This is a genomic window from Pseudomonas sp. R84, from assembly GCF_009834515.1.
GTDB lineage: Bacteria > Pseudomonadota > Gammaproteobacteria > Pseudomonadales > Pseudomonadaceae > Aquipseudomonas.
Genome location: NZ_CP019426.1, coordinates 4,609,874 through 4,630,707, shown reverse-complemented (window position 1 = coordinate 4,630,707; position 20,834 = coordinate 4,609,874). Strand labels below are relative to the sequence as shown.

The 20,834-nt window shown below is 59.3% G+C and carries 22 protein-coding genes; 10 read left to right on the top strand and 12 right to left on the bottom strand.

The features are described 5' to 3' along the window. Nucleotides 1–88 precede the first annotated feature (88 nt). Nucleotides 89–1,063, top strand: coding sequence for an HTH-type transcriptional regulator CysB (cysB, locus tag PspR84_RS20395; protein WP_007908591.1), 975 nt, complete (start codon nucleotides 89–91; stop codon nucleotides 1,061–1,063). Nucleotides 1,064–1,072: 9 nt separating this feature from the next. Here the strand turns inward: cysB and PspR84_RS20390 are convergent, their stop codons facing one another. Continuing rightward, nucleotides 1,073–1,555, bottom strand: a complete 483-nt coding sequence (locus PspR84_RS20390) for a GreA/GreB family elongation factor (RefSeq protein ID WP_160058916.1) — start codon at nucleotides 1,553–1,555, stop codon at nucleotides 1,073–1,075. A gap of 2 nt (nucleotides 1,556–1,557) precedes the next feature. Then, entirely contained in the window at nucleotides 1,558–1,968 is a 411-nt protein-coding gene (locus PspR84_RS20385) for a hypothetical protein (RefSeq protein ID WP_160058915.1), read from the bottom strand. A 124-nt stretch (nucleotides 1,969–2,092) separates the two neighbouring features. Here PspR84_RS20385 and earP point away from each other — a divergent pair, with 124 nt between their 5' ends. Then, nucleotides 2,093–3,235 carry an elongation factor P maturation arginine rhamnosyltransferase EarP gene (gene earP, locus PspR84_RS20380; protein ID WP_160058914.1) on the top strand — a complete coding sequence of 381 codons (1,143 nt, stop codon included), beginning with the start codon at nucleotides 2,093–2,095 and terminating at the stop codon, nucleotides 3,233–3,235. 48 nt (nucleotides 3,236–3,283) lie between these two features. Next, nucleotides 3,284–3,853 (top strand): elongation factor P, encoded by a 570-nt coding sequence (locus PspR84_RS20375; RefSeq protein WP_007908599.1) that lies wholly within the window; start codon nucleotides 3,284–3,286, stop codon nucleotides 3,851–3,853. Nucleotides 3,854–4,036: 183 nt separating this feature from the next. Here the strand turns inward: PspR84_RS20375 and PspR84_RS20370 are convergent, their stop codons facing one another. The 4 genes from PspR84_RS20370 to PspR84_RS20355 all read right to left on the bottom strand — a co-directional run bounded on the left by PspR84_RS20370 (nucleotide 4,037) and on the right by PspR84_RS20355 (nucleotide 7,312). Continuing rightward, nucleotides 4,037–5,047, bottom strand: a complete 1,011-nt coding sequence (locus PspR84_RS20370; RefSeq protein WP_160058913.1) for an alpha/beta hydrolase — start codon at nucleotides 5,045–5,047, stop codon at nucleotides 4,037–4,039. Between the two features lie 34 nt (nucleotides 5,048–5,081). After that, nucleotides 5,082–5,501, bottom strand: a complete 420-nt coding sequence (locus PspR84_RS20365) for an organic hydroperoxide resistance protein (protein WP_007908600.1) — start codon at nucleotides 5,499–5,501, stop codon at nucleotides 5,082–5,084. A 326-nt stretch (nucleotides 5,502–5,827) separates the two neighbouring features. Then, nucleotides 5,828–6,283 carry a MarR family transcriptional regulator gene (locus tag PspR84_RS20360; protein WP_174244471.1) on the bottom strand — a complete coding sequence of 152 codons (456 nt, stop codon included), beginning with the start codon at nucleotides 6,281–6,283 and terminating at the stop codon, nucleotides 5,828–5,830. A 72-nt stretch (nucleotides 6,284–6,355) separates the two neighbouring features. After that, a complete protein-coding gene (locus PspR84_RS20355) occupies nucleotides 6,356–7,312 on the bottom strand; it encodes a LysR family transcriptional regulator (protein WP_160058911.1) in 957 nt (318 codons plus the stop codon). A gap of 110 nt (nucleotides 7,313–7,422) precedes the next feature. Here PspR84_RS20355 and PspR84_RS20350 point away from each other — a divergent pair, with 110 nt between their 5' ends. Next, nucleotides 7,423–8,172, top strand: coding sequence for a sulfite exporter TauE/SafE family protein (locus PspR84_RS20350; protein WP_160058910.1), 750 nt, complete (start codon nucleotides 7,423–7,425; stop codon nucleotides 8,170–8,172). Here PspR84_RS20350 and PspR84_RS20345 read toward each other — a convergent pair. Further along, nucleotides 8,162–9,016 (bottom strand): LysR substrate-binding domain-containing protein, encoded by an 855-nt coding sequence (locus tag PspR84_RS20345; protein ID WP_007908606.1) that lies wholly within the window; start codon nucleotides 9,014–9,016, stop codon nucleotides 8,162–8,164. The two genes, PspR84_RS20350 and PspR84_RS20345, sit on opposite strands and share 11 nt — an antisense overlap. A 97-nt stretch (nucleotides 9,017–9,113) precedes the next feature. Between PspR84_RS20345 and PspR84_RS20340 the strand changes: the two genes are divergently transcribed. Both PspR84_RS20340 and PspR84_RS20335 read left to right on the top strand, forming a co-directional pair. Then, the gene (locus PspR84_RS20340; RefSeq protein WP_160058909.1) at nucleotides 9,114–9,335 is read left to right on the top strand and encodes a DUF1127 domain-containing protein; all 222 of its coding nucleotides are present in this window, start codon (nucleotides 9,114–9,116) and stop codon (nucleotides 9,333–9,335) included. An 80-nt stretch (nucleotides 9,336–9,415) separates the two neighbouring features. Next, the gene (locus PspR84_RS20335; RefSeq protein WP_160058908.1) at nucleotides 9,416–10,642 is read left to right on the top strand and encodes a winged helix-turn-helix domain-containing protein; all 1,227 of its coding nucleotides are present in this window, start codon (nucleotides 9,416–9,418) and stop codon (nucleotides 10,640–10,642) included. An 89-nt stretch (nucleotides 10,643–10,731) separates the two neighbouring features. Here the strand turns inward: PspR84_RS20335 and PspR84_RS20330 are convergent, their stop codons facing one another. Further along, a complete protein-coding gene (locus PspR84_RS20330) occupies nucleotides 10,732–12,078 on the bottom strand; it encodes a 3-deoxy-7-phosphoheptulonate synthase class II (protein ID WP_003226774.1) in 1,347 nt (448 codons plus the stop codon). A 150-nt stretch (nucleotides 12,079–12,228) separates the two neighbouring features. Here PspR84_RS20330 and PspR84_RS20325 point away from each other — a divergent pair, with 150 nt between their 5' ends. Beyond that, nucleotides 12,229–12,984, top strand: a complete 756-nt coding sequence (locus tag PspR84_RS20325; protein WP_160058907.1) for a spermidine synthase — start codon at nucleotides 12,229–12,231, stop codon at nucleotides 12,982–12,984. A 107-nt stretch (nucleotides 12,985–13,091) separates the two neighbouring features. Here the strand turns inward: PspR84_RS20325 and PspR84_RS20320 are convergent, their stop codons facing one another. Further along, the gene (locus PspR84_RS20320) at nucleotides 13,092–13,883 is read right to left on the bottom strand and encodes a crotonase/enoyl-CoA hydratase family protein (protein ID WP_160058906.1); all 792 of its coding nucleotides are present in this window, start codon (nucleotides 13,881–13,883) and stop codon (nucleotides 13,092–13,094) included. A gap of 423 nt (nucleotides 13,884–14,306) precedes the next feature. On the opposite strand from PspR84_RS20320, the gene PspR84_RS20315 reads away from it, so the two are divergent. After that, nucleotides 14,307–15,980, top strand: a complete 1,674-nt coding sequence (locus PspR84_RS20315) for a DEAD/DEAH box helicase (RefSeq protein WP_008088238.1) — start codon at nucleotides 14,307–14,309, stop codon at nucleotides 15,978–15,980. 105 nt (nucleotides 15,981–16,085) lie between these two features. Here the strand turns inward: PspR84_RS20315 and PspR84_RS20310 are convergent, their stop codons facing one another. Then, a complete protein-coding gene (locus PspR84_RS20310; protein ID WP_160058905.1) occupies nucleotides 16,086–16,853 on the bottom strand; it encodes a class III extradiol ring-cleavage dioxygenase in 768 nt (255 codons plus the stop codon). A gap of 103 nt (nucleotides 16,854–16,956) precedes the next feature. Between PspR84_RS20310 and PspR84_RS20305 the strand changes: the two genes are divergently transcribed. Beyond that, nucleotides 16,957–17,604: a thiopurine S-methyltransferase gene (locus PspR84_RS20305; RefSeq protein WP_160058904.1), complete on the top strand. Its 648-nt coding sequence runs from the start codon at nucleotides 16,957–16,959 to the stop codon at nucleotides 17,602–17,604. 177 nt (nucleotides 17,605–17,781) lie between these two features. Here the strand turns inward: PspR84_RS20305 and htpX are convergent, their stop codons facing one another. Beyond that, nucleotides 17,782–18,669 (bottom strand): protease HtpX, encoded by an 888-nt coding sequence (htpX, locus tag PspR84_RS20300; protein WP_160058903.1) that lies wholly within the window; start codon nucleotides 18,667–18,669, stop codon nucleotides 17,782–17,784. A gap of 303 nt (nucleotides 18,670–18,972) precedes the next feature. Next, nucleotides 18,973–20,184 (bottom strand): pyridoxal phosphate-dependent aminotransferase, encoded by a 1,212-nt coding sequence (locus PspR84_RS20295; protein ID WP_007908620.1) that lies wholly within the window; start codon nucleotides 20,182–20,184, stop codon nucleotides 18,973–18,975. Nucleotides 20,185–20,408: 224 nt separating this feature from the next. Here PspR84_RS20295 and msrB point away from each other — a divergent pair, with 224 nt between their 5' ends. Further along, entirely contained in the window at nucleotides 20,409–20,804 is a 396-nt protein-coding gene (gene msrB, locus PspR84_RS20290) for a peptide-methionine (R)-S-oxide reductase MsrB (RefSeq protein ID WP_160058902.1), read from the top strand. Nucleotides 20,805–20,834 lie beyond the last annotated feature (30 nt).

Here is a 20,834-nt window from a genome sequence, read left to right as displayed (position 1 = left end):
AAAAGTTCTAGATTTATTCTTCAAACCATTAATATAGTTATATACCGTCGCTGATGCCCGTGGCGTCTACCTGCTTTGAGGGATTCATATGAAGCTTCAACAACTGCGCTACATCTGGGAAGTGGCGCACCACGACCTCAACGTTTCCGCTACAGCCCAAAGCCTTTACACCTCGCAACCGGGCATCAGTAAACAAATCCGCCTGCTGGAAGACGAACTTGGCGTCGAAGTGTTTGCCCGCAGCGGCAAGCACCTGACCCGCGTGACCCCGGCCGGCGAGCGCATCATCACCACCGCCGGTGAGATTCTGCGCAAGGTCGAAAGCATCAAACAGATCGCTCAGGAATTTTCCAACGAGAAGAAAGGCACCCTGTCGATCGCTACCACCCATACCCAGGCACGTTATGCGCTGCCACCGGTGATCAGCAATTTCATCAAGCAATACCCGGACGTGGCGCTGCACATGCATCAGGGTTCGCCGATGCAGATCGCCGAAATGGCTGCGGACGGCACCGTCGATTTTGCCATTGCCACCGAAGCGCTGGAGCTGTTCGGCGATCTGGTGATGATGCCGTGCTACCGCTGGAACCGTTGCGTGGTCGTGCCGCAGGGCCACCCGCTGACCAAGCTGCCGAAGCTGACCCTGGAAGCACTGGCCGAATACCCGATCGTGACTTACGTATTTGGTTTTACCGGTCGCTCGAAACTCGACGAAGCCTTCAGTCATCGCGGTCTGACACCGAAAGTGGTGTTCACCGCTGCCGACGCCGACGTGATTAAAACCTACGTACGCCTGGGGTTGGGTGTGGGCATCGTCGCTAAAATGGCGGTCGACACCAAACTCGACAACGACCTGGTGGTGCTGGATGCCAGCGAGCTGTTCGAATCGAGCATCACCAAGATCGGTTTCCGTCGCGGCACCTTCCTGCGTGGTTTCATGTGCGACTTCATCGAGAAGTTCGCTCCGCACCTGACCCGCGAAGTCATGGCCAAAGCCATTCAGTGCCACAACAAGCAGGAACTGGAAGAACTGTTCGACGGCGTCGAACTGCCGGTTCACTGATCAACTACCTTAAAGCACCTCGGTGACAGCAAATTGTTGCCGGGTGCCCGCCACCAGAATCTCCACCTCATCGCCTTCGCACCTGCCCAGCAGACCTTTGCCCAGCGGCGAGCGCGGGGTGATCACGGTAATCGGCTGTCCGACCACGTCGACTTTCAGCCCTGCCGCATCCGGTGCCAGAAACAGCCATTGTTCGCGACCCTTTTCGTCCTCCAGACCGAGCAGGGCGCCGACCTCGATTCCACGATTTTCATCGTAGGCACGCAGCGTCAGGTTCTGACACAACGCCAGTGACTGACGAATTTCCTCGACACGTTTCGCCTGTCCGGCCGCCAGATACGACGCCTCAAGGCCCAGCGTGTCGTACTTGTTTTCGGCGATGTTTTCTTCGTGGGTCGCGGTTTCGTAAGCGGTTTGCGCAGCGCGTTCGGCGATGTCGAGGTCGATGCGCAGTTTGTCGAGAATCAGTTGGTGAACCGTGTGTTTGTTCATGATCAATCGCAGAATTGCAAAACGTTGGCGCGGCTTTTCTCGCTCGGAGCCGTCTGATCCTGTTGCAGCCAGAACTGACACTTTGGATTCGACAGATTACGCGTGCTGCCACGCGCCTGATCCAGCCGTGCCTGCTGCTCGTTCTTGCGCAGGTTTTCTTCGTACTGCTGGAACAACGGGCTCTGCGGTGGAATATCCGGCTGGACTTGAACAGCCGCCGGCGGATTGGCCAGTTGCTGCACAGCTTGAGCAACCGGTGCCAGTTGTTCTTTGAACACGAAATGCGACAGTAGCCAGCAGGTCAGCGCAATGGCGACGAAGCCCAGCCACATGCCCAAGGCAATGCTGCCGATCAGATGCAGCGCACTAAGCTGAACAGGCAAAGGACGGCGCGGGTTGGGACGGTAGGGCATGGCTGCCTCCTGGCGGGTGATTGCGGGCAAGTGGCGATTGTCGCACGAAGATTAATCGCCGTCGGGACTTCTGCGCGAGGTCATTTATGCGGACAATCGCTGCTTTTGCCAACGGGAGTCTTGAATGCCGGAATTGAAACCCCGCTGGGATATTTTCTGCACGGTGGTCGACAACTTTGGCGACATCGGCGTGACTTGGCGTCTGGCCCGGCAATTGGTGGCTGAGCATGGTTTGGCAGTGCGATTGTGGGTCGATGATCTGCGCGCATTCGAACGCATTTGCCCGGTGATCGATATAAACGCCGCACAGCAATCGCAACAAGGCGTCGAAGTGCGGCACTGGCCGGCTGAGTGGGTGCACACAGATGCGGCGGATGTGGTGATCGCCGCGTTTGCCTGCCAGTTGCCCAGTGACTACATGGATGCTATGGCCGAGCGTGAAAAGCCGCCGTTGTGGATGAACCTCGACTACCTCAGCGCCGAGGACTGGGTTGTCGGTTGCCACGGTCTGCCGTCGGTGAAATACAAATCGGTGCAAAAAATCTTCTTTTTCCCCGGTTTCCAGCCCGGTACTGGCGGTTTGCTGCGTGAGCGTGGATTGCTTGGGCAGCGTCGGCAGTTTCAACAGGATCCCGAGGCGCAGCGACAATTCCTGCAAGGCCTGGGCATCGATCGCGCGCCTGAGGCGCAGCTGATTTCGTTATTTGCCTACGAGAATGCCGGGCTGGCCAGTTGGCTGGACGTGTTGGCAGCGGACGCCGCGCCGACCCATCTGCTAGTGCCGGAAGGGCGGGTTCTTGGCGATGTGGCGCGCTGGCTGGGTGTGGAAACGCTGACCGTTGGTGCGATCCATGTGCGTCAGTCCCTGATCGTGCAAGTGCTGCCGTTCGTCCGACAGGATCAATATGATCACTTGCTCTGGTGCTGCGATTTCAATGCGGTGCGCGGTGAAGATTCGTTTGTCCGCGCGCAATGGGCGGGGCGGCCGATGCTCTGGCACATCTATCAGCAGGACGAAGACATCCATCTGGACAAGCTCGACGCCTTCCTCGCGCTCTACACAAAAGGCCTGTCACCGGCCGCTGCCGAGGCGGTGAACGGTCTCTGGCGAGCGTGGAGCGCCGGTCAACCCATCGGCGAACACTGGCTCGCCGCCCGTAATCATTGGCCAGAACTGCAGAAAAATGCCGAAGCGTGGTGTCTGGAACAAGGCTTGCAGGCCGATCTTGCCGCAGCGCTGGTACAGTTTTACCTAAATTGGATATGATACGCGGCCTAGATTTTTGTAAATCCCATCCAAATTCGGATATTCGCAATGAAAACTGGTAAAGAACTGAAACCCGGTACCGTGATCCGTCTCGAGAACGATCCTTGGCTGGTTCAGAAAGCTGAATTCACCAAATCGGGCCGTAACAGCGCGATCATGAAGACCAAGCTGAAAAACCTGCTGACCGGTTACAAGACCGAGATCGTTTACAGCGCTGATGACAAACTGGACGACGTAATCCTCGACCGCAAAGAAGCGACCTTGTCCTTCATCAGCGGCGACACCTACACGTTCATGGACACCACTGACTACACCATGTACGAGCTGAACGCTGAAGACATCGAAGCTGTTCTGCCTTTCGTTGAAGAAGGCATGACCGATGTTTGCGAAGCGATCTTCTTCGAAGAGCGTCTGGTTTCCGTAGAGCTGCCGACCACCATCGTGCGCGTAGTTGACTACACCGAAGGTTCGGCTCGCGGCGACACTTCCGGCAAAGTTATGAAGCCAGCCAAGCTGGCTAACGGTACTGAGCTGCAAGTTGCTGACTTCATCGAAATCGGTGACAAGATCGAAATCGACACCCGCGAAGGCGGTTCCTACAAAGGCCGTGCCAAATAAGCATCGGTTTTTGCGGAAAGAAAAAGCCCGACCATTGAGTCGGGCTTTTTTGTGCCTGCGTTTTGAGCTTCACGCAATTCCCTGTGGGAGCGAGCCTGCTCGCGAATGCATTCTGTCAGCCAGCACATCACCGGATGACACACCGCTTTTGCGAGCAGGCGCGCTCCCACAATGGGATTGTGGTTACTTCAAGTGTTGCTTGAGTTCTTCAGATGCCTGCAGCATCGCCGAACGCACCGCCGGCACCTGACTGATCACGTTAAGCAAACCGTAATCGTGAATCATGCCGTTGTACCGCACCGACGTCACCGCGACACCGGCCTCGTCAAGTTTGCGTGCGTAGGCTTCACCTTCATCACGCAGCACATCGGCGCCGGCGGTCTGCACCAGAGCGGGCGGCAGGCCCTTCAGTTGTGCAGTGGTGGCCCGCAGCGGCGAGGCGTAGATCTCGTTTCGCTGCTTGGCGTCAGTGGTGTAGTTGTCCCAGAACCATTTCATCATGTTGCGCGTGAGGAAGTGCCCTTCGGCGTACTGATTGTAGGAGCCAGTATCGAAATTGGCGTCCGTCACTGGCCACAGCAGCACCTGGAATTTGATCGCCGGAGTGCCTTTTTCTTTGGCCATCAGTGCAACCACGGCCGCCATGTTGCCGCCGACGCTGTTGCCCGCCACAGCCAGACGCTTGCCGTCGACATTGATCTCTTTACCGTGCTCAGCGACCCACTTCGTCGCTGCGTAGGCCTGATTGATTGCTACCGGGTAATGCACTTCCGGGGAAGGCGTGTAATTGACGAATACCGCCGCCGCTCCCGAACCAACCACCAGATCCCGCACCAGCCGCTCGTGCGTCGGGAAATCGCCCAGCACCCAGCCACCGCCGTGGAAGAACATGAACACTGGCAGCTCGCCCTTGACCCCGGCCGGCCGGACGATGATCAGGCTCAACGGTTGGCCATCGACCTGGATGGTCTTCTCGCTGACGTCCGCTTTGGGCAGCGTCAACTTGACCCCGGACTGCGCACCGACCAGCACGGCGCGGGCATCTTTGGGCGTCAGCTGTTCCATCGGTTTGCCGGTACCGGCATTCAGCACATCGAGAAATGCCTGAGTGTTGTGTTCGACATCACCGGCGAAAGCGCTGTGGATAGACAGGGCGAGAAGGGTACCGGTCAAGACTTTGCTGAAAGTGTGCATGTTCATTTCCTGTTCGGGCCTGGGGCGTCAGTGATCAGACGGTAACGTGCAGACGCACATCGACGTTGCCACGGGTGGCGTTGGAGTACGGGCAGACCTGGTGCGCTGCGTCGACCAGCGCTTGCGCATCGGCTTGTTCCAGACCTGGCAGGCTGATGTGCAGATCGATGTCGAGACCGAAGCCGCCGGGGATCTGGCCGATACCGACGTGGGCGGTGATCGAGGCGTCGTCAGGGATTTTGCGTTTGGTCTGGCTGGCGACGAATTTCAGAGCGCCGATGAAGCATGCCGAGTAGCCAGCAGCGAACAGTTGCTCTGGGTTGGTCGCCGCGCCGCCGGCACCGCCGAGTTCTTTCGGGGTAGCCAGTTTGACGTCGAGAATGTTGTCGCTGGAGATCGCACGACCATCACGGCCGCCAGTGGAGGTTGCGATTGCGGTGTAGAGAGTTTGCATGGTGTGAGCCTCATTGGGTGTGGTTGTACGCGCTAATTATTTGCGCGCTAAGTAAGTGCGAAGTGAATGTATCGCGCTAATATATTGTGCGCAAGATAAATTTCTGAAGAATTTGCGTTTCGGCAAAAACGGCGAATCGCTGGTCAGCCTGAAAAGTGCGATTTAGAGGGGATAGCGGGGAGATCGGGCGTTGAAAAATATTCTTCAGACGACGAGATCAAATGTAGGAGTGAGCCTGCTCGCGATAGCGGTGGTTCAGTCGACTTCTGAGTTGACTGGCACTCCGCTATCGCGAGCAGGCTCACTCCTACAGGGATTGGTGGGCCTTAGATAAGGCTTTCTTGTAGATGACTACGCAGTGCCTGCAACTCTGCTTGCAGCTTCTGCAGGCGTTCCAGAGAGAAGCCGCTGGCGCCGAGGATGCATTGCGGGACCGTCTGGGCTTTTTCTTTCAGCGCGCGGCCTTGCTCGGTCAACTCGACAATCACCACGCGCTCATCCTCACGGCTGCGCGTGCGACTCAGTAAGCCTTCGCCTTCCAGGCGCTTGAGCAGCGGAGTCAGCGAGCCGGGATCGGTCAGCAGTCGCGTGCTGATTTCTCCGACGGTCAAGCCATCCTTTTCCCACAGCACCATCATTGCCAGGTATTGCGGATAGGTCAGGTTCAAGGCTTGCAGCAGTGGCTTGTAGACCTTGGTCATCATCAGCGAAGTGGAGTGCAGGGCGAAGCACGCCTGATTGTCGAGGAGCAGGTCGTCGCAGTTGTCGCGTTCGGAAGTCATGTCAAAGCCTTGTTCGGTAATGGCCATGAATCTAGCGCTCGAATCTTTAATGCGCCAGATAATTCTCCAGTGCTAGTGTCGGTCCAGGTCCCTCTGTAGGGCCAGATCCCACGGAGGCACCGGGCTGAAACGGGTCTTGAGATATTCCAGAAGCAGGCGGCTGCGCGAGTTGGTTTGTTGCTCCATGCGCAGCGCGTAAATGCCGGTGGATTCCGGGCTTGGCAGGCCGTTTTCGCAGAACAGCGGTACCAGTTCCCCGCGTAGCAGGTATTCGCTCGCCAGCCAGGTCGGCAAATGCGCGATGCCCAAGCCAGCCAAGGCGCCGCAGACCAAGGCCTCGGCATTGTTGGCACTCATGCGGATGCGTGCCGGGCGGTGTAAGTGCATCTGGCCGTCGTGCTCGAAGCGCCAAGCGAAGGGCGGGGCGAGGCCTTCCCAATCCAGACCATCATGCTCACCAAGTTGTGCCGGACTGCCGGGCACGCCCCGGCGTTTGAGATAGTCAGGACTGGCGCAGGCAATGCGCACCATGCTCGCCAAGGGCGTGGCAACCAATCGCGTGTCAGCCATTTGCCCGGCACGCAGCACCAGATCAACCTTGCCCAGGTTTGAGCCGCCCATGTCGACGAAACTGTCGATCAAGTGCAACTGCACATCCAATCCCGGGTAGAGCACGAGAAAGTCGGCAATCACCGGCGCCAGATGCCGGCGTCCGAACGCAGCGGGGGCGTCGATGCGAATCAAGCCTTCCGGCGCGCTGCTCAGCGACACAGCTTCGGCCCGCGCCAGTTGCAACTCGGCGACTATGCGTCGGGCACGTTCGGCGAACGCCAGACCGGCGGGCGTCGCGCGTACGGCATGGGTGCTGCGTACAAATAACTGGCTGCCGACGGCGCTTTCCAAGCTGTCGATCCGTCGCGCGACGGCGGAAGGTGTCAGCGGATGACGGCGCGAGGCGGCGGAAAAACTGCCACTCTCCAGCACGTCGAGAAACAGCCCGAGTTGATCGGTCAATTGATTGGGATTCATATCTGCTCAGCGCTTGTGCGAATTCGGCATAGCCATTGTGCGTTGCTGTGCGTTTCCCCGCCAGCCATGGCTGCGTAGGATGAATCGCCTGACGTAAGAGGAATTCGGTTGTGATTGAGTTTTTGTTGTACCTGCTGTTCGGTGCCGCCCTCGGCACGCTCGGCGGAATATTCGGTATTGGCGGCGGCTTGATCGCCATTCCTTTGCTCGGCGTGTGGTTTGGTCTCGATCAGCAGATCGCCCAAGGCACGGCGCTGGTCATGGTCGTACCGAACGTGATGCTGGCGCTGTGGCGTTACCACCAGCGCAATCGCATCGAACTGCGGCACGCGTTGCCCCTGGCGATCATGGGTTTCTGCTTTGCCTGGATCGGTTCGATCTGGGCAGTGGGCATAGATGCGCAAACCATGCGCATCGGCTTTGTCGCGTTCCTGGTGGTGCTCTCGGCGTACAACCTGCTGAAGATGTTCGGCAAGCCACCCGCTGCGACGTCTGAAATGCGCTATTCCTGGCCTTGGCTCGGCGTGCTTGGCGCGGCGTCCGGAACCATGGGCGGTTTGTTCGGTGTCGGCGGCGCGGTGGTGGCAACGCCGGTGCTGACCAGCCTGTTCGGCACCACGCAAGTGGTTGCTCAAGGCTTGTCGCTGGCCTTGGCCTTGCCAAGCACCGGCGTGACTCTGGTGACTTACGCGGTACACCACGAAGTCGACTGGATGATCGGTCTGCCACTGGCGATCGGCGGTCTGGCGAGCATCAGTTGGGGAGTGAAAGTCGCCCACGCCATGCCGGAAAAACTCCTGCGCGGGCTGTTCTGCGGTTTCCTGGTGCTGTGCGCGGTGATGCTCGCGTTTAAAGTTTAAAACCTTCGACGATGTGCTCAGCCAGGCATTCAGTGATCGGCGACGGATTGTTCAGGTTGCGGATCAGCATGATGCTGGCCTCGGGCAACAGCGGCAGATCTTCGGCGGCGCCAAGGATGCGCATGTCCGGGGTGATCAGGCTTTCCAGTTGCGCGGTGATCGCCAGACCCGCGCTCACCACCGCCATCAGCGCCGAGAGGCTGGTGCTGTTGTAAGCGATGCGGTATTCACGGCCCATCGCGTCCAGCGCGTTACACGCCCACAAACGGCAGAAACAATCACTGTTGAACATCGCCAGCGGCAACGGCGTCTGTTCGTGGGCGCTGAAATTCTGCGCCTCGGCCCAGACAAACCGTTCTTTGCGCAGTAACTGGCCGATCTCGTTACCCGGCTCGCGGGTAACGATCGACAAATCCAGGTCAGTGCGCTGCAACAGCTGTTTGGTCGACTCGCAATGCACTTCGATCTGGATCAGTGGATAGAACTGCGCAAACCGCGACAGAATCCCCGGCAGAAACCTCATCACGTAATCATCGGGCGTGCCGATGCGCACGGTGCCGACCATGTGCGGCTCGCGCAGCGTGTTGAACACTTCGCTGTGCAACTTGAGGATGCGCCGCGCGTAACCGAGCAGCACCTGGCCCTCGGCGGTCAGGCGCACCTGGCGGCCGTCGCGCTCGAACAACTGCCGCTGCAAGACGTCTTCTTCCAGGCGCTTCATCTGCATGCTCACCGCCGACTGCGTGCGGTTGACCATTTCACCGGCGCGGGTGAAACCGCCCTGATCAGCGATGGCGACGAAGGTGCGCAGGACATCGGTATCGATACTGGGGTAGGCCGACAATTGATGAATCTCCGTGATGCATGCCATCAGAAACATTCGTTGGATTGATCTTAGCGCTGGCGCGAGACTTGAGCCATCCACAAAAGGAGGCAACACGATGAAAGGTCAAAGAGAGTATGTAGACGAATCAAAATTTTCCGGCCATGGCCATATCGTTTCCGACCTGCTGCACAAGTTTAGCCGCTGGTACGAACTGCACCGTGAACGTGAGTCGCTCGCCAGTCTGAGTGATGAAGCGTTGAAAGACATCGGCGTCAGTCGTGCCGACGTTGAACACGAAGCCGTGCGGCCGTTCTGGGATGACCCGATGCATAAATGACCCGCTGCATAAATGATCAGCAGAGCCCTACACAAACCAACTTCCAGTGAGGTAGGTTGCGAGCAGACAAGGAGATGCTCATGCCCGCAACAGTATCCTTTTCCCTCAAACAGGCGCGACGACTGGCGCTGGCGGCCCAAGGCTTCAACGGGCGCCAGCCGCCGACTGTCAAGGCCGCCCACGTCAACCGGCTGATCGAACGGCTGGGCTTGTTGCAAATCGACTCCGTCAACGCCGTGGTGCGTTCGCACTACCTGCCGCTGTTTTCCCGTCTCGGTTCCTATTCCTCCGACTTGCTCGACCAGGCTGCCTGGAGTTCGGGGCGACGTCGTACATTGTTCGAATACTGGGGCCATGAGGCGTCGTTGCTGCCGCTGTCGATGTATCCGTTGATGGCGTGGCGCATGCAGCGAGCCAGGCGCGGCGAGGATATCTACCAGCAATTGGCCCGATTCGGTCGCGAGCAGCAGGAGGTTGTTCACCGGGTCTTGAGTTCGGTGGAAGAGCAGGGCGCGCTGGGCGCCGGCAGTTTGTCGACCCGCGAAGACAAGGCCGGACCGTGGTGGGACTGGAGCGCGGAAAAGCACGCGCTGGAATGGTTGTTTGCCGCCGGTGAAGTAACGGTGGCGGGGCGTCGTGGTTTCGAGCGTTTGTATGATTTGCCGGAGCGGGTGATCCCGTCTTCTATTTTGCAGCAAGCGTTGCCGGATGAAGCCGAGGCGCAGCGTGGATTGCTGTTGCATGCGGCGCAGGTGTTGGGCGTCGGCACTGAAAAGGACCTGCGTGATTACTTCCGTCTGAATCCGGCGGATGCACGGCCGCGACTGGCTGAGCTGGTCGAGGCCGGGCAATTGCAGATGTGCGAAGTCGCTGGTTGGCGACAGATCGCCTATTGCCTGCCGGAACCGAAAGTCCCGCGCAAGGTTGTCGCCAGTGCGCTGTTGTCGCCCTTCGATTCGTTGATCTGGGAACGCAGCCGCACCGAGCGGTTGTTCGATTTCCGCTATCGGCTGGAAATTTATACGCCGCAGGACAAACGGGTTTACGGCTATTACGTGTTGCCGTTTTTGCACAGCGAGCGGATTGCCGCGCGGGTTGATCTGCGCGCAGAGCGAGTGGCCGGGCAGTTGGCAGTGCATGCGGTGCACGAGGAAGAGCCGGGGCTGGATGAGGAAGGAATGTTGGCGCTGGCGGTGAATTTGCAACGGATGGCGGATTGGCTGGGGCTTGCGAGGGTGCAGTTGAATTGTCAGCGCGAGAGTGCGGCGCGATTGCGGGTGGCATTGGCGCAGATAGGCTGTGACTGAGCGGGCCTCTTCGCGAGCAGGCTCGCTCCCACATGGACGACACAAATCCAGTGTGGGAGCGAGCCTGCTCGCGAAAGTGGCGACGCGGTCTAGCGGCGAACCTGCTTGAGGGTTTCGGCAATCAAAAACGCCAATTCCAGAGACTGATCGGCATTCATCCGTGGATCACAATGGGTGTGATAGCGATCCGACAAGCCATCCTCGGTAATCGGCCGCGCGCCCCCGATGCACTCGGTGACATTCTGTCCGGTCATCTCGATGTGAATGCCGCCGGCATAACTGCCTTCGGCTTCGTGGACCTGGAAGAACTGCTTCACCTCGCCAAGGATCTGCGCAAAGTCGCGGGTCTTGTAGCCGCTGCTGGCCTTGATGGTGTTGCCGTGCATCGGGTCGGAACTCCATAGCACTTGCTTGCCTTCACGCTGCACCGCGCGAATCAGCGCCGGCAGGTGATCGCCGACCTTGTTCGCACCCATCCGCGCGATCAGGTTGAGGCGACCTGGATCGTTGTCCGGGTTGAGCACATCAATCAGGCGGATCAGATCATCCGGGTTCATGCTCGGGCCGACTTTCACGCCGATCGGATTATTCACGCCACGGAGGAATTCGACGTGTGCACCGTCGAGCTGACGGGTGCGGTCGCCGATCCACAGCATATGCGCCGAGCAATCGTAATAATCGTTGGTCAGGCTGTCGCGGCGCACGAAGGCTTCTTCGTAGTTCAGCAGCAACGCTTCGTGGGCGGTGAAGAAGCTGGTTTCGCGCAGTTGTGGCGAGCTGTCCATGCCGCAGGCGCGCATGAACGCCAGGGTTTCATCAATGCGGTCGGCGAGGTGGCTGTACTTCTCGGCCAGCGCCGAGTTGGCGATGAAGTCGAGGTTCCACTTGTGCACCTGATGCAGGTCGGCAAAACCGCCCTGAGCGAAGGCGCGCAGCAGGTTCAGCGTGGCAGTGGACTGGTGATAGGACTGCAGCAGGCGTTCCGGATCCGGCACGCGGCTCTTTTCGTCGAAGCCGATGCCGTTGACGATGTCGCCGCGATAAGCCGGCAGCGTTACGCCGTCGATGGTTTCGTCATTGGCCGAGCGCGGCTTGGCGAACTGGCCGGCCATGCGTCCGACCTTGACCACCGGGCAACCGGCGGCGAAGGTCATGACGATCGCCATTTGCAGTAACACTTTAAAGGTGTCGCGAATTTTCGCTGCGGAGAACTCGGCGAAGCTTTCCGCGCAATCGCCACCCTGCAACAGGAAGGCCCGGCCCTGAGTGACCTCGGCAAACTGTCGACGCAGTTCGCGCGCTTCACCGGCAAACACCAGCGGCGGATAACTGGCCAGGGTTTGCTCGACCTGGCGCAGGTGCGCGGCGTCGGGATATTGCGGTTGTTGCTGGATCGGCAGGGCGCGCCAGCTGTCAGGGCTCCACGGTTGGCTCATCACGGTCTCTAAGGGTCTACGCACGGAAGGCCATGTTAGCAGCAATTAGTGCGTGACCTGCTCCTGCCCCATCGCCGACAATCGCCGCTTTGCCACGGCGCCACAGCGGTGCCATCGCGTCACCGCGCCCGGTGACCATCAGGAGACGAAATGACTGAGGAGCGCGTCGAGCATCTGCTCGCCGAAGTACAGGATGAGTTCGGCGTGATTCGCGTGCTGGAAGTGGCTGATTACCGCTTTCTCGAGTTCGGCGATGCGATCGAGCAGAGCTGCGTGTTCACCGCGGATCCGAGCTGGCTGGAATACGATTACACCCGGGCGATGCTGATCGGTGCGTTGTGCCATGAGCAGCCGGAGAGTGCGCTGTTTCTCGGGCTGGGTGCCGGTACGCTGACGCAGGCCTGTCTCAAGTTCCTGTCGCTGGAAGATGTCGAAGCCATTGAACTGCGTCCGGATGTGCCACGTCTGGCGATCGAATACCTTGGGCTGGACGATGATCCACGCCTGTACATTCGCGTCGGCGATGCGCTGGAGTTGCTGCCGAGCGCTGAGCCGGCGGACCTGATTTTCGTCGACCTGTATACCGATGTCGGGCCGGGTGTCGGGCATCTGGCGTGGAGTTTTCTCGGCGACTGTCAGAAGCGGCTGAATCCCGGTGGCTGGCTGGTGATCAATCAGTGGGCTACCGATGATGGCAAACCGTTGGGCGCAGCGTTGTTGCGCGGGCTCTATCACCGGCATTACTGGGAGTTGCCGGTGAAGGAGGGCAATGTGATCCTGATTGTCCCGGCGGATCTCGATCAGGTGCTGGACATGCAGGCACTGACTGCCCGGGCCGAAGCGCTGGCGCCGCGGCTGGGGTATTCGTTGCAGTCGTTGATCAACAGTATTCGCCCGGCGACCTGAGTTGTCAGTGATGGACCCTTCGCGAGCAGGCTCGCTCCCACACTGGAATGCATTTCCCTGTGGGAGCGAGCCTGCTCGCGAAGAGGGCCTGATAGTCTGCGAAAATTTCAGATCCCTTTGAAAATGCCAGGTCGCCGCTCCACCAACGACCTCACCCCCTCCCTGGCATCCTCACTTGCCAGCAACTTCTTCACCAGCGCCGGCAGCCCTTGCGTCGCCGCCGTCTCACCCTCATACCGCGCCTGCCGCGCCGACATCAACGTCGCCTGCACCCCCAACGGTGCCTGCCGGGCAATCCGTTCAGCCAACTCAATCGCTCTCGGCAACAGGTCCTCACTGGCCATGACTTCCTGCACCAATCCCAGATGCAACGCCTCGTGCGCATCAAACTCATCGCCGGTCAGCAACCAGCGCATGGCATTGCCCCAACCGGCAATCTGTTGAAAACGTAAAGTCGCGCCACCAAAAGGAAAAATCCCACGCTGTACTTCCATTTGCGCGAAGCGGGTATTGCTCGCACAGAGATTGATATCTGCCGCCAGCATCAGCTCGATGCCAATGGTCAGGCAGTAGCCCTGCGCGGCGACAATCACCGGTTTGCTCACCCGTGGCCCGACGAAAACACCCCATGGGTCGCAACCGCCGGTCGGAACCTGCCAGCCTTCAGCGAGTGCGCCGCTGGCGCTGACCAGATCCAGACCAGCGGTAAAGTGCTCGCCGTGACCAAACACCACCGCCACCCGCGCTTCGCTGTCGGCCTCGAACTCACCGTAAGCCAAACTCAGGTCATTCAGCAGGTCGAGGTCGAAAGCATTGCGCTTGGCCGCTCGATCAAGGCCGATCAGGTTGACGTGACCACGACGTTCACGGCTGACGCGGCCGGGGCAGAGCTGATTCATGGCTGGATCCTCGGGCAGGAAGGGCGGGTGCAGCGACGGAATGCCGCATGTCGATGAATCGTTTAAGCGTCATCGCCCGCAGGGCCGGGCCTTTGAAAAATAGACCTTGGCGCGATTATCCGCAAAACCCCGTTACACAGCGGTGACACAGGTATTTTGACGATAAAAAAAGCTCCCTTTTTGGGCAAAATCCGGTATAGTGCGCGCCGGCCTTTAACCGGGCCGCGTTTAGGTAGCGCAATTTCCCGAAGTCAGCTTCGGCTGCACGTCCGCATTGCGGGCTCTTCCCGGACGATTCTTTTTTTCATTCATTCGTTTTCGCAAATCCCCGCCGACAAAGCTGCCAGGGCGACTCTTGAGTCTCAACACGGCATGCGCAGCTTTGGAGCATGGGTCTTTGCGGATGCACTTAGAGGCAGACCCATGACCCAGGAAACCGGCGGATTCGCCGCTTTTAATCTTAACCCGAATATTCTTGCAGCCGTCGCAGCGACTGGCTACGAAGAGCCTTCGGCGATTCAGCAGCAATCGATCCCGATCATCATGGCCGGCCAGGACATGATTGGCCAGGCGCAAACCGGTACCGGTAAAACAGCCGCGTTCGCACTGCCTATCCTGCACCGCATCGATCCTGCCAAGCGCGAACCGCAAGCCCTGATCCTGGCGCCAACTCGTGAGTTGGCGCTGCAAGTAGCAACCGCTTTCGAAACCTACGCCAAGCAAATGCCGGGCGTTACCGTTGTGGCTGTTTACGGCGGCGCGCCTATGGGCCCGCAACTGAAAGCAATCCGTAATGGCGCACAGATCGTTGTCGCCACTCCGGGCCGTCTGTGCGACCACCTGCGTCGTGACGAAAAAGTTCTGTCGACCGTGAACCACCTGGTTCTCGACGAAGCTGACGAAATGTTGAAACTGGGCTTCATGGATGACCTGGAAGTCATCTTCAAGGCTCTGCCAGCGACCCGTCAGACCGTTTTGTTCTCGGCTACCCTGCCGCAGTCGATCCGCGCCATTGCCGAACGCCACCTGCGCGATCCGCAACACGTGAAGATCCAGACCAAGACCCAGACCGTTACCGCGATCGAACAGGCTCACCTGTTGGTTCACGCTGATCAGAAGACTTCGGCCGTTCTCAGCTTGCTGGAAGTGGAAGATTTCGACGCTCTGATCATGTTCGTGCGCACCAAGCAAGCGACCCTGGATCTGGCCAGCGCCCTCGACGCCAAAGGCTACAAAGCCGCAGCGCTGAACGGTGACATCGCCCAGAACCAGCGTGAGCGCGTCATCGACTCGCTGAAAGATGGCCGTCTGGACATCGTTGTTGCGACCGACGTTGCTGCCCGTGGTCTGGACGTTCCGCGCATCACTCACGTGTTCAACGTTGACATGCCGTACGACCCAGAGTCCTACGTTCACCGTATCGGCCGTACTGGCCGTGCTGGTCGCGAAGGTCGTGCACTGCTGCTGGTGACTCCACGTGAGCGCCGCATGCTGCAAGTGATCGAGCGTGTAACCGGTCAAAAAGTTGCCGAAGTACGCCTGCCGGACGCTCAAGCTGTTCTCGATGCACGCATCAAGAAACTGACCAACAGCCTGTCGCCGCTGGTTGCTGATGCCGAGTCGACTCACGGTGAGCTGCTCGATCGTCTGACTGCAGACATCGGCTGCACCCCGCGTGCCCTGGCTGCTGCGCTGCTGCGCAAAGCCACCAACGGTCAAGCGCTGAACCTGGCTGCGATCGAGAAGGAGCGTCCACTGGTGCCGAACAACGCACCGCGTGGCGATCGTCCTGAGCGCACCGGTGATCGTCCTGATCGTGGTGACCGCGAGCGTCGCGCACCAATGCCTTTGGGCGAAGGCCGTGCTCGTTGCCGTACCGCGCTGGGCGCGCGTGATGGTATCGCTGCGAAAAACCTGCTGGGCGCCATCCTCAACGAAGGCGGTCTGGCCCGTGAAGCGATCGGTCGCATCCAGGTGCGTGACAGCTTCAGCCTCGTCGAGCTGCCGGAAGATGGTCTGGACAAGCTCCTGACCAAACTGAAGGACACTCGCGTTGCCGGTAAGCAGCTGAAACTGCGTCGCTACCGCGAAGATTGATCCGTCCTTGGGCTGATTGATCGAACATAAAAAATCCCCGACTGGTTCGGGGATTTTTTTTGCCTGCTTTTTGCCTTTGTGGGAGCGAGCCTGCTCGCGAAGGCGTCAACCGAAACGATAAATATCCATGCCCAACGCACCCATCGTGAATCCTTTGTGCGCAACGCTAAACGCACCGCCCGCACCCCGCGCGAAATACAGCGGCAACAAATGCTCATCACTCGGATGACTGCGCACCGCATGCGGCGCCTGCTGGCGATAATCATGCAACGCCGCCTCATCGTCGGCCGCCAACTTCTCAATCACCCAGTCACGAAAATCCCGCGCCCATGGCTCGACACTTTCCGGGCCGGCGTGCCAGTCGAGTTCACGCAGGTTGTGGGTGATGCTTCCGGAACCGATCAGCAAAATTCCCTGGTCACGCAGACTCGCCAGCGCTCGGCCGACCCGGGTTTGCAACGCCGGGCCGCCACGACTCGGCAGAGAAATTTGCACCACCGGGATATCCGCTTGCGGGTACATCAACGACAGCGGTACCCAGACGCCATGATCGAACGGGCGTTGCGGGTCGAGGCGAGCGGGCAGGTTGTTGGCATTCAACAGATCGGCCACCTCAGCGGCCAACTGCGGATTGCCCGGCGCCGGGTACTGCACTTCAAACAGCGCGCGGGGAAAGCCGCCGAAGTCGTGCCAGGTTTCCGGTTGCGCATTACTGCTGACCAGCAGTTCGTGGCTTTCCCAATGGGCGGAGACGATGACGATGGCTTTGGGCTTCGGTAATTCGGCGGCCAGACGCGCCAGCGCCGGGCCACTGGCGCCGGGCTCCAGCGCCAGCATGGGTGAACCGTGGGAAATAAACAGGCTGGGAAACATGATGGGTTCCTGAGCGTTAAGATGGCCTCATCTTCATTCAGATCATTGATCTAAATCTAATATAAGTTTTAACGCTTTTTGATCGAATTATTTGGAGTGATGCATGCAACCTGAGTTTTGGCACAAGAAGTGGGCTTCGGGGCAGATCGGGTTCCATCTGCCCGAGGTGAACCCGTATCTGCAGCGGCACTGGGCGGCCCCGGCACCGGCGCGAGTGCTCGTGCCTTTGTGTGGGAAAAGTCTGGATCTGGCGTGGCTGGCAGGGCACGGTCATCAGGTGCTCGGGATTGAGCTGTCGGAAAAGGCTATTGAAGACTTTTTCAGTGAGCATCAGATACAGCCACAGATCAGTGAGAAGGGCGCGTTCAAGGTCTATCGCAGCGATGCCATCGAGTTGTGGTGCGGGGATTTTTTTGCGCTGACGGCGGGCGATGTGGCCGATTGCACGGCGTTGTACGACCGCGCCGCGCTGATTGCCTTGCCAGCGCCGATGCGTGAGCGTTATGCGGCGCATCTTCAGCGGATTCTGCCGTTGGGTGTGCAAGGGCTGTTGATTACGCTGGACTACGATCAGGCGCAGATGCCGGGGCCGCCGTTTGCGGTGGGGGATGATGAGGTCAAACGGTTGCTGAGTGGTGCTTGGCAGGTGCAGGTGTTGGAAGAGCAGGATGTGCTGGGGGAGAGCGGTAAGTTCCTTCAGGCTGGAGTGACGCGGCTGGAGGAGCGGGTTTACCGCGTTTCTTCCCGATAGTTTTGTCGCCTTCACCGGCCTCTTCGCGAGCAGGCTCGCTCCCACATTGGATGGGTGTTCGCAGGGCTCGTGTGGGAGCGAGCCTGCTCGCGAAGAGGCCATCAGCAACAATCCATTATTGGCAGGAACAAAAAAGGCCCGCATCACTGCGGGCCTCTTGTTTTTACGCCAATCTGATCAACCGCGACGACGCAACGCGTCGATACGCTCTTCCAGCGGCGGGTGGCTCATGAACATGCGGGCGAAGCCCTGTTTGATGCCACCGTTGATGCCAAAGGCGTTCAGGGTGTCCGGCATGTGCACCGGCAGGCCCTGTTCGGCGCGCAGGCGTTGCAGTGCGCCGATCATTGCGGTGGTGCCGGCCAGACGGGCGCCGGCTTCGTCGGCACGGAATTCGCGCTTGCGCGAGAACCACATGACGATTGCACTGGCGAGAATGCCCAGTACCAGTTCGGCGAAGATGGTCGCCACGTAGTAAGCGATGCCCTGGCCTTCTTCGTTCTTGAAAATCACCTTGTCGACGAAGTTGCCAATGATCCGCGCAAAGAACATCACGAAGGTGTTCACCACGCCTTGAATCAGCGCCAGGGTGACCATGTCGCCGTTGGCCACGTGACCGATTTCGTGGGCCAGTACGGCTTTCACTTCATCGGGCGAGAAGCGCTCGAGCAAGCCCTGGCTGACCGCGACCAGCGCGTCGTTCTTGTTCCAGCCGGTGGCGAAGGCGTTTGCTTCGTAGGCCGGGAAAATACCGACTTCGGGCATCTTGATCCCGGCTTCGCGGGACAGTTGCTCGACGGTTTGCAGCAGCCATTGCTCATGCCGGGTGCGTGGCTGGCTGATGATCTGGGTGCCGGTGCTCATTTTCGCCATCCACTTGGAGATGAACAGCGAGAACAGCGAGCCGGCGAAACCAAAGACTGCACAGAAAACCAGCAGCTGACTAAGGTCGAGATCAACCCCGTTGGCCGCCATGAACCCGTTGAAGCCGAACAGGCTCAGGGTGATGCTGGCTATCAGCACGACCGCCAGGTTAGTGGCCAAAAACAGCAGGATGCGCATCATGGTTGTAGAAATCTCCTCAAGCTAAAGATGTAGCGTACTGCGGGGTATATAAGGTGCCGCACCGGGCTATTCAACTGAGTGACTATTTCAAACTGTGTCCTACAGCGGATTCTTCGGTGCTCGGCACATTTCCCACGACAGAAAACGATCGGGATGACAGCCTGCCGCGACCCGTCGTCATTACGCCGGACGCAGGTAAGCGGTATGAATCGCAAGTGTAGAAGGCGTGCGCGGACGCGGAATGCAGAAGTGTTGCTGAATCAGACAGTGCGCAACGTATGACCGTTGCGCACTGCTGGCCACTTACTGGCGGTAGGACTTGAGGAAGTTGCCGATACGGCCGATGGCCATTTCCAGATCGTCGACGCGGGGCAGGGTGACCACGCGGAAGTGGTCAGGCCATGGCCAGTTGAACGCCGTGCCTTGCACCACCAGCAGCTTCTCGGAGAGCAGCAGGTCGAGAACGAATTTCTCGTCGTTGTGGATTGGGCAGACCTTTGGGTCGATTTTCGGGAACGCATACAGTGCGCCCATCGGCTTGACGCAGCTTACGCCCGGAATGTCGTTGAGCAATTCCCAGGTGCGGTTGCGCTGTTCCAGCAGGCGACCCTGCGGCAGCACCAGGTCGTTGATGCTCTGATAGCCACCCAATGCGGTCTGGATCGCGTGCTGGCTCGGCACGTTGGCGCACAGGCGCATGTTGGCCAGCATGTCGATGCCTTCGATGTAGCTCTGCGCGTTGTGCTTCGGCCCGGAGATGGCGATCCAGCCGGAGCGGAAACCCGCCACACGGTAGGACTTCGACAGGCCGTTAAAGGTCAGGCAGAGCAAGTCCGGAGCAAGCGATGCGGTGCAGATGTGCACGGCATCGTCGTACAGAATCTTGTCGTAGATCTCGTCGGAGAACACCACCAGGTTGTGCGCACGGGCGATTTCGAGCATGCCCAGCAACACTTCCTTCGAATACACCGCGCCGGTCGGGTTGTTCGGGTTGATGATCACCATGGCTTTGGTGTTCGGGGTGATCTTGGCCTTGATGTCGGCCAGATCCGGGAACCAGTCGGCGCCTTCGTCGCACAGGTAATGCACGGCGTTACCTCCAGCGAGGCTGACGGCGGCGGTCCACAGCGGATAGTCCGGGGCGGGCACCAGTACTTCGTCGCCGTTGTTGAGCAGCGCCTGCAGCGACATCACGATCAGCTCGGAAACGCCGTTGCCCAGGTAGATGTCTTCGATGCCGACACCTTCGACATTCTTTTGCTGGTAGTACTGCATCACCGCTTTGCGCGCGCTGAACAGGCCTTTGGAGTCGCTGTAGCCTTGCGCGGTCGGCAGGTTGCGGATCACATCCTGAAGAATTTCGTCCGGCGCTTCGAAACCAAACGGCGCCGGGTTGCCGATGTTCAGCTTGAGGATGCGCTGGCCTTCCTCTTCCAGTCGTTTGGCGTGCTTGAGCACCGGGCCGCGAATGTCGTAGCAGACGTTGGCGAGCTTGTTCGATTTGCTGAACTGCATGGCGATGTGATCCCGAAAATGAACGATCCAGGCGGCGAATGGACAACCGTGCTGGGATTCCTGTGTTTTCACACAGGCGGACGTCTTGAGCCGTGGCTCCCATAATCCGTTTGAATGCGCCCGGTCTGGCTGCCAGACTGGTGCGTGACGAGGCGCAATCATACGTGCCGCCCGATCCGTGGAAAAGGTACAGATCGGGCTTTTTCAGCCGCTGAGGTGTGATGATGGAAAAGTTGGAAAAAACCCTGGAAGAATGGAAAGCCATGCTCGATCCGCAGCAGTACGAGGTTTGCCGCCTCAGTGCCACCGAGCGACCGTTCTCCGGCAAATACAACGCGACCAAAACCGACGGCGTTTATCACTGTGTCTGCTGCAATGAGCCGCTGTTCGATTCCAATACCAAATTCGATTCCGGCTGCGGCTGGCCGAGCTTCTACGCGCCTATTGGCGAAAGCGCGATGACCGAAATCCGTGATACCACTCACGGCATGATCCGCACGGAAGTGAAGTGCGCCCGCTGCGATGCGCATCTGGGCCACGTCTTCCCCGACGGCCCGCCGCCGACAGGCCTGCGTTATTGCATCAATTCGGTTTGCCTGAACCTCGAACCGCGGGCATAAGCGATCAAGGGCGACCTTAGGGTCGCCTTG

Bases quoted from the DNA above. Each gene is read 5' to 3' on its own strand.
- cysB (WP_007908591.1), top strand. From the start codon at position 89: ATGAAGCTTCAACAACTGCGCTACATCTGGGAAGTGGCGCACCACGAC.
- PspR84_RS20305 (WP_160058904.1), top strand. From the start codon at position 16,957: ATGCAACCTGAGTTTTGGCACAAGAAGTGGGCTTCGGGGCAGATCGGG.
- PspR84_RS20315 (WP_008088238.1), top strand. From the start codon at position 14,307: ATGACCCAGGAAACCGGCGGATTCGCCGCTTTTAATCTTAACCCGAAT.
- PspR84_RS20320 (WP_160058906.1), bottom strand. From the start codon at position 13,883: ATGAATCAGCTCTGCCCCGGCCGCGTCAGCCGTGAACGTCGTGGTCAC.
- PspR84_RS20385 (WP_160058915.1), bottom strand. From the start codon at position 1,968: ATGCCCTACCGTCCCAACCCGCGCCGTCCTTTGCCTGTTCAGCTTAGT.
- htpX (WP_160058903.1), bottom strand. From the start codon at position 18,669: ATGATGCGCATCCTGCTGTTTTTGGCCACTAACCTGGCGGTCGTGCTG.
- msrB (WP_160058902.1), top strand. From the start codon at position 20,409: ATGGAAAAGTTGGAAAAAACCCTGGAAGAATGGAAAGCCATGCTCGAT.
- PspR84_RS20355 (WP_160058911.1), bottom strand. From the start codon at position 7,312: ATGAATCCCAATCAATTGACCGATCAACTCGGGCTGTTTCTCGACGTG.
- PspR84_RS20340 (WP_160058909.1), top strand. From the start codon at position 9,114: ATGAAAGGTCAAAGAGAGTATGTAGACGAATCAAAATTTTCCGGCCAT.
- PspR84_RS20360 (WP_174244471.1), bottom strand. From the start codon at position 6,283: ATGACTTCCGAACGCGACAACTGCGACGACCTGCTCCTCGACAATCAG.
- PspR84_RS20370 (WP_160058913.1), bottom strand. From the start codon at position 5,047: ATGCACACTTTCAGCAAAGTCTTGACCGGTACCCTTCTCGCCCTGTCT.
- PspR84_RS20375 (WP_007908599.1), top strand. From the start codon at position 3,284: ATGAAAACTGGTAAAGAACTGAAACCCGGTACCGTGATCCGTCTCGAG.
- PspR84_RS20390 (WP_160058916.1), bottom strand. From the start codon at position 1,555: ATGAACAAACACACGGTTCACCAACTGATTCTCGACAAACTGCGCATC.
- PspR84_RS20335 (WP_160058908.1), top strand. From the start codon at position 9,416: ATGCCCGCAACAGTATCCTTTTCCCTCAAACAGGCGCGACGACTGGCG.
- earP (WP_160058914.1), top strand. From the start codon at position 2,093: ATGCCGGAATTGAAACCCCGCTGGGATATTTTCTGCACGGTGGTCGAC.
- PspR84_RS20295 (WP_007908620.1), bottom strand. From the start codon at position 20,184: ATGCAGTTCAGCAAATCGAACAAGCTCGCCAACGTCTGCTACGACATT.
- PspR84_RS20325 (WP_160058907.1), top strand. From the start codon at position 12,229: ATGACTGAGGAGCGCGTCGAGCATCTGCTCGCCGAAGTACAGGATGAG.
- PspR84_RS20365 (WP_007908600.1), bottom strand. From the start codon at position 5,501: ATGCAAACTCTCTACACCGCAATCGCAACCTCCACTGGCGGCCGTGAT.
- PspR84_RS20310 (WP_160058905.1), bottom strand. From the start codon at position 16,853: ATGTTTCCCAGCCTGTTTATTTCCCACGGTTCACCCATGCTGGCGCTG.
- PspR84_RS20330 (WP_003226774.1), bottom strand. From the start codon at position 12,078: ATGAGCCAACCGTGGAGCCCTGACAGCTGGCGCGCCCTGCCGATCCAG.